The sequence below is a fragment of the Brachybacterium sp. HMSC06H03 genome (assembly GCF_001807385.1).
Lineage (GTDB): Bacteria > Actinomycetota > Actinomycetes > Actinomycetales > Dermabacteraceae > Brachybacterium > Brachybacterium conglomeratum.
The window spans coordinates 1-7,209 of the sequence record NZ_KV788956.1 but is presented as its reverse complement, the minus strand read 5'-3'; the positions used below and the strand labels follow the sequence as shown (position 1 = coordinate 7,209).

The window sequence follows — 7,209 nt, the reverse complement described above, 5'->3', positions numbered from 1 at the left end:
CAGATCTGCTGCGGGGTCGCCCTCGTCATGCCCATCGTGCGCCGATGGGCGGGAGCGCTCAGTCCTTGCCGCTGCCCCGGTTCGGCAGCACCTGCACGACCGTGGGCTTCGGGCCCTGGCCGTCATAGTCCGGGAAGTAGGAGCGCTGGGCGCCGAACTCGCCGTCCTCGCCCGGGTGCTGCACGGAGACGAACGCCGAGCGGTCCTCGTCGCGGACGATCGGGCCGCAGGTCTCGGCGTCGATCGGGACGGAGAGGAACTGCTCGACGCGGCCACGGGCCTCGCCCTCCAGGGTGACGCGGAACAGGCCGTCGTTGTAGCCGATGCCGGAGGGGGCGCCGTCGGTGGAGATCCACAGGTTGCCCACCGAGTCGAAGGCGAGGTTGTCCGGGCAGGAGATCGGGGAGACCTTCTCGACCGGGAAGCCGGAGAAGTAGGTCTGATCGCCCTGCGCGGGGTCGCCGGCCACCAGCAGCAGATTCCACGCGAAGGCGGTGGAGGTCTGGTCGCCCTGCTCGTCGATCTCCACGACGTGGCCGTCGCGGTTCTGGGAGCGAGGGTTGGCCTCGTCGGCCGCGGCTTTCCCGGCGGTGCCGCGATCGGAGTTGTTGGTGCAGGCCACGTACACACGGCGGCTGTGCAGCGAGGGTTCGACGTCCTCGCAGCGGTCCATCTTGGTGGGGCCGACGGCGTCCGCCGCGAGGCGGGTGTGCACGAGGACCTCCTCGACGGTGAAGCCAGGGACCTGGGACTCGCCGTCGACCACGAGCGGAAGCCACTCGCCGGTGCCGTCGAAGGCGCCGTCGGCGGGGACCTCGCCGGAGCCGTCGATCTCGGCGGCGGGCGAGTTGCCGGTGAACCTCGCGACGTAGAGGTCGCCGTTCTCCAGCAGGGTCAGGTTGTGCTCGCGGTCGCCCTCGACGTAGCGGTCGCGGGAGACGAACTTGTACAGGTAGTCGAACTTCTCGTCGTCGCCGGAGTAGGCGACCGCGCGGCCGTCCTCGGCGATGATGATGTTCGCGCCCTCGTGCTTGAAGCGGCCCAGCGAGGTGTGCTTGCGCGGGGTGGAGGTGGGGTCGAAGGGGTCGACCTCGACGATGTAGCCGAAGCGGTTGACCTCGTTCTCGTAGCCCTCGTTGCGGGCGTCGTAGCGGTCGTGGGCGTTCTCCCAGCCGCGGGCGGTGGCGGCATCGCGCAGGCCGTATCGCTTCTCCGCGTCGGAGGTGCCGGCGGAGCGGAAGTAGCCGTGGAAGTTCTCCTCGCCGGAGACGAGGGTGCCCCACGGGGTGAGGCCGCCGGCGCAGTTGCCGAGGGTGCCCAGGACCGTGCGGCCCTCGGGGTCCTCGACGGTCCTGACCAGGTCGGAGCCGGCGGCGGGGCCGGTCAGCGCGAACTCGTCGTCCAGCAGGATGCGACGGTTCAGCTTCGCGCCCTGCACGTACCGGTAGGGGAAGTTCTTGTTCTTGCGCTCGAGCTCCACGACGGTGAGGCCGTGGGCGGCGCGGCCGATCTCGATCGCCTCCTCGGCGTCGGTGTCGGCCGGCAGCATGATGTTCTCGTTGGTGTACTCGTGGTTCACGAACATCACCGCGCGCTTGCCGGCGCTGCCCGGGATCTCCTGGATCTCGGTGTAGTCGTTGTTGTAGCCGAACTGGCGCTTCTGCGCCTCGGCGCTCTGGGCGTTCCAGTCGAACTCGGGCGCGTCGTCGAACAGCGGGTCGCCCCAGCGGATGATCGGGTGCCAGGCGAAGCCCCGGGGCACGGTGAACTCGTCGACGGCCGCGTCGACCGGCTCGATCGGCGTGAAGGTGAGCTTGGTGCCGTTCGGAGGACGGTGGCCGGCGCCGCCCTTGCCGTTGCCCTGCCCCTTGCCCTTCCCGTTCCCGGGATCGGCGAGCGCGCCCTGCGTACCGGCCAGGCCGATCGCGAGCGCCGCGGTGGAGCCGCCGATCACCGCACGACGGGACAGCGCGCTGGAGGCGATGTCGCGGAAGGTGGGGTTGTCCGAGTGGTTGCACTGGCCGAAGGCGCACTGGCTGGCGCACTTGAGCTGGCAGGTCACCGCGGAGCGCTTGCCGCGCACCGCGTCCTTCATGAGCAGGGGCAGGTCGATCAGAGCCATGGATGACGTCCTTCGCTGGTGTACTCGTCTCCCCGCGCATCGCGATGCGCAGGACCAGATGACGGTGCGTCACGAAGGTGAGTCGCTCCCGGCATGCGGGGAACGGGCAGATGAACACCGGGCGAAGGGAGGCCACCGAGCCCGGAGGAATCGGACGGTCGCGGCGCGGCTGCCCCGGACGCCCGACGGCGGCGGTGCCGCGCGGGGCACCGCCGCCGTCTCCCGGGCGAGGAGCAGGGCCGACGGGCCCCGCTCAGGGTCTCCTCAGAACCTCGCCGGCGCGACGAAGCCCTCGGGCTTGACCATCACCACCGGCACGGGCGACTCGATCGCGACCCGCTGCGAGGTCGAGCCCAGCAGGATCTTCCCGATCGGGGTGCGCTTGCGGATGCCGAGGATCACGAGATCGACGTCGTCGTGCTCGACGGCGTCGAGGATGTCGTCGGCCGGATCATCGCGCTTGGGGACCGTGCGCAGCTCGAAGGCGAGCCCTGTCTCCTCCAGACGCTCCTGCAGGGGGCGATGGTCCGTGACGCCGCGCGCCTTGCGCGGGTCGGGGGCGCGCTCGGAGGCGAGCACGAGCAGCGAGGCGTCGCGGCGCTCGGCCTCCTCGACCGCGAACGCGAACGCGGCCTCGCTGGTGGCGCTGGGGACGTAGGCCAGCAGGATCTTCGACATGGGTTCTCCCTCGGGGTGCGGGTCTCAGGGAACGGGGCGGGACGGCAGGCCGACGACGGAGTCAGTCCTTGCCGAGGTCGTCGGGGTGGCGGAAGCGGGTGCGGCGTGCCCGCACAGCGCTGTTGTAGAACCAGGCGATCACGTACAGCGAGAGCCCGACCACGAGCAGGCCGCCGCCGATCACGTAGTTCTCCCGCGGCTGCGCGATCGGCGAGACCAGCGCGAAGGACGTGATCGCACCGATGATCGGCAGCACCGTCGGGGTGCGGAAGTGGCGCACGTCCACCTTGTCCTTGCGCAGCACCAGCACCGAGATGTTCACCAGGCCGAAGACCGTCAGCAGCAGCAGGGCGGTGGTACCGCCGAGCGCCGAGATGGTCTCCTCGGCGAGCACGTAGCGCACCGAGAGCACCAGCGCGAAGGCGAGCACGGTGGAGAAGACGATGCCGGCCCACGGGGTGCGCTGCTTCTGCAGCACGCCGCGCAGGAAGCCCGGCAGCACGCCCTGCTTCGCCATGCCGTAGAGCAGCCGGGAGGCCATCATCATGTTGATCAGCACCGTGTTCGCGACCGCGAAGATCGAGATGAACGCGAAGATCGTGTCGATCGGGATCGCCGGGGCGCCCTCCTTGACCACCTCGAGCAGCGGGGTGGTCGACTCGGTGAGCTGGCCGATCGGGACCACCGCGACGGCGAGGATCGAGATCAGCACGTAGATCATGCCCGTGACCGACAGGCCCGCGATGAGGGCACGGGGGAAGTTCTTGACCGGGTCGACGGTCTCCTCGGCCATGTTCACCGAGTCCTCGAAGCCGACCATCGAGAAGAACGCGAGCGCGGTCGCGCCGATCACGGCCATGAAGATGCTCTTGTCGTCCTGCGTCTCGAAGAGGACCACGCGCGAGAGGTCCGCCTTGCCCTGGCCGACGGCGAAGAAGCCGACGACGATCACGAGCGCCAGACCGGTCAGCTCGATGCAGGTCAGGACCACGTTCGCCTTGACCGACTCGGAGACTCCGCGCAGGTTGATCAGGGCCACCAGGGCCAGGAACACCAGCGCGATGGTGGTCGCGACGGCTCCGGCGGAGTCGCCGAGCGGCTCCTCGAGCGAGAAGGCCTTCAGCACGTTCTCCGAGAGGAAGATCGCGCTGGTGGAGGCCGAGGTGATGCCGGAGGAGAGCACCGCGAAGGTGACCATGAAGGTCAGGAAGTGGATGCCGAAGGCCTTGTGGACGTAGAGGGCGGCGCCCGCGGCCTGCGGGTACTTGGTGACCATCTCGACGTAGGACAGGGCCGAGACCATCGCGACGGCGAAGGCGATGAGGATCGGCAGCCAGCCGGCGCCGCCGACCTCGCCGGCGACCTTGCCGGTCAGCGAGTAGACGCCGGTGCCGAGGATGTCGCCGACGATGAACAGCAGCAGGAGCTTGGGCGTGATCGCCTTCTTGAGCTCGGGCTGGTCGGAGCCGTGATCGGGGCCGACGGCGCCGGGGTCTCCGGCGTTCGCCGGGGCGGTCTCGCGGGACTCGCTCATGGGGATTCCTCCCGGGGAAGACAGGGACAGGAGCCGTCACCGGAGCCTGTGCGAGGCGCGTCATGGCGCCCGACGCGGAACGGTCGACCGGACGGCGGTGCACGCACTCTACCCTGCGGTGACTGCCCTCACAGCGTCGGCGCCGTCGCCCGTCCCTCGTCGGTGCCCCGGCCGGGGTCGTCGTCCCCGCCCTCGACCGTCCCGTCGTCGTCCTCCTCCGCCGTGCGCTCGCGGGGGTCCAGGCGCAGGGTCTGGACCCACTGGCGGGAGGCGTCGGAGCTGATCGCCATCACGCCGAGCGCGGAGGCGCCGGCGCCCACCAGCAGCGAGTGGGCGACGTCCCCGGTCATCGAGGTCGCCACGGCCAGGCGGGCGAAGGCGTCGGCCGTGAACAGCGCCATCAGCGCGATGCGGGCCCAGCGGCTGCGGCGCAGCACCCCGATCTGGAGCAGCAGCAGCGCGACGGCGAACGCGGTGGCGCCCCAGATCGTGCCCTGCTCGGGCAGGATCAGCGACGCGTCGGGGAAGCGCTCGGTGAGGTCGACACCGGAGCCGAGCGTGAACCACTGGATCGCCACGATCGCCGCCTGCAGCAGCGCGAGGAAGCCGGTGAAGATCACCGAGGGCGGCGGGAGGTGGTGGTCCGCGGCGCGGGCGAGCACCTCGTGGAAGTCCCCGACCGTGCCGTGCCACTGCGCGGTCAGCTCGTCGGCCACCTCGGTGCGGCGCCCGCCGAAGCGGGTCGCGCTCAGCGCCGTCTGCGTCGCCGCGCGGGCGCGGGACTTCATCACCGAGCTGCCGGTGGGGCGGTGTCGCGGCAGCATGATCGCGCTCGCCCCGTCGGAGCGGGAGGCCGCGCCGGTCACGTCGATCACCGGCAGGTCGCCGTCGGTGCGGAACCGGTCGCCCTGCCCGTTGCGGTCGTGGTACGAGGTGGAGAACTCCTCGATGACCTCGACCCCCACCTCCGGATCCGCGAAGCGGACCGTGTCCACGAGGTAGTCCCGCTCGACGTCGATGTTCTCGTCGATGCGGTGGGTGATCTGCAGGGTGAAGAAGGAGAAGCCGACGGCGCGGTCGTAGGTGCCCGCCGCGAGCCAGTCCGTGCGGTACCCGCCCGGCAGCACGAAGTCGGGCGGCATCCGCCAGAAGCGCACGTGATGGCGCTTGGTGGTGGTGCCGCCGACCTCCTGCTGATAGGTGAAGTCGTGGCGGCGCCCCATCAGGTACAGGTCCGAGACGGGGGCCGACGGGTAGGAGCGCCGCAGCAGCGTCGAGCGCACCATCGACCAGGCCGAGGAGAGCGTCCGCTCCTCCGCGAGCACCCAGCCGGCCCGCCGCAGCGCCACGTGGAGGTCCCGCTCGGGGCCGTCCAGGGCGATGTTGATCGGGTCCGAGAGCACGCCCTCGGTGGTGCGGGTGCGGCCGAAGAAGTAGTCCGGCAGGTAGATCCAGGTCATCAGCTGGTGCAGTCGAGGCAGCGTGATGTAGGTGAGCAGGATCCAGAAGCCCAGCAGGTACAGCAACCGCACCGGCGTCAGCGAGAAGCCCTCGACCAGGTACAGCAGCGCGAGCCAGATCGCGACGACCACGCCCGCGGCGATGAAGAGGTTGTCCAGCAGCGCGTAGAGCTCGAACCGTCGGCCGCGCGGGGTGTGCCCGCGGGAGTGGTCGTAGCCCGGCGGCTCCGCGGGCACCGGACGGCCCAGCGGCACCAGTCGGGGGGACCGCGCCGGGGTCACCTCCGGCGTCCCGTGCTCGGCGACGTCATGCCGCCATCCTAGAGGGACGGGCTGGGAGGGCCGCGGGCCGGTTCGTCGGCGCCGGGCGCCGGCGGGCCAGGCGGCACCGGGCGCGGGAGGGCAAGGCGGCTGCGGAGGTCAGTCGGCCGCGGCGGCGCGTGCGGCCCGGCGCACGACGAGGGCGCCGACCAGACCCAGCAGCAGGAAGCCTGCCGCCCCGGCCATCGCGATCCGGGCGCCGTCGGTGAAGACCAGGCCGAGCTGGTCGAGGACCGCCGGGTCCATGTCCTGACCTCGCAGCGCCGGCAGGATCGAGCCGGCCGAGTCCGTCAGCTGCTGCCCGAATCCCGCGGCGTGCCCGGGGAGGGAGTCGGTGCGCGCCGAGAGCCCCGCGCCCAGGAGCGCGCCCGCCACCGCGGTGCCCAGCGCCGTGCCGAGCTGCCGCACGGTGGACTGCGTGGCCGACCCCTGCCCGGACTGCGCCGGCGGGACCGGGGCGAGCACGGTCGAGGTCAGCTGCGCGGAGGCGAGGCCCAGGCCGAGCCCGTAGACGACGAGGTTCCCGATGATCAGCAGCACCGACGAGCCGGGGGCGAGCACCGCGGCGAGCACCCCCACGCCGAGGACCTCGAGCCCGAGGCCCACCAGCACCGTGCCGGGCGCGCCGATCGCGGCGGCCAGGTGCCGGGCGAGTGTGCCGGAGAGGAAGGCGCCGCCGGCCATCGCGGCGAGCACCCCGCCGGCGGCCATGGTGCCGAGCCCCTGCACGTCCACCAGGTACAGCGGCAGCACGAACAGCAGCCCGAACTCCCCCACCGCGACCGCGCCGGCGGTCAGGTTGCCCCACGCGAACGCCGGCAGGCGGAACAGGTCGAGGTCCAGCAGCACCTCCTGGCCGCGCGCGCCGCGGCGCCGCTCCCAGAGCACGAACGCGATCAGCAGCAGCAGACCGGCGGCGAGCAGGAGCGGGCTCAGCGACATCCCCGACGGGCCGTGCAGCGCGCGCCCGCCGACGGCGAGCGGCGCCTTCTCGGTCCACCAGCCGAGCGTCGTCGCCTCGACGATGCCGAAGACGAGCAGCCCGAGCGCGGCCGCGCTGAGCAGGGCGCCGACCACGTCGAGCCCGCGACGCG

5 protein-coding genes are annotated in these 7,209 nt (G+C 71.7%); all 5 read right to left on the bottom strand.

Features of this window, described 5'->3' with window-relative positions:
• Positions 1 to 58: 58 nt before the first annotated feature.
• Positions 59 to 2,122 (bottom strand): PhoX family protein, encoded by a 2,064-nt coding sequence (locus tag HMPREF3159_RS15870; RefSeq protein WP_070502174.1) that lies wholly within the window; start codon positions 2,120 to 2,122, stop codon positions 59 to 61.
• 264 nt (positions 2,123 to 2,386) lie between these two features.
• On the bottom strand, positions 2,387 to 2,800 hold the full coding sequence (locus HMPREF3159_RS15865; RefSeq protein ID WP_070502173.1) for a universal stress protein: 414 nt from the start codon (positions 2,798 to 2,800) through the stop codon (positions 2,387 to 2,389).
• A 61-nt stretch (positions 2,801 to 2,861) separates the two neighbouring features.
• On the bottom strand, positions 2,862 to 4,334 hold the full coding sequence (locus HMPREF3159_RS15860; protein ID WP_070502172.1) for an APC family permease: 1,473 nt from the start codon (positions 4,332 to 4,334) through the stop codon (positions 2,862 to 2,864).
• 128 nt (positions 4,335 to 4,462) lie between these two features.
• Positions 4,463 to 6,049, bottom strand: a complete 1,587-nt coding sequence (locus HMPREF3159_RS15855; protein WP_246821658.1) for an LssY C-terminal domain-containing protein — start codon at positions 6,047 to 6,049, stop codon at positions 4,463 to 4,465.
• 165 nt (positions 6,050 to 6,214) lie between these two features.
• Positions 6,215 to 7,209: MFS transporter (locus HMPREF3159_RS15850; RefSeq protein WP_141748269.1), on the bottom strand; the 995-nt coding region annotated here is incomplete at its 5' end.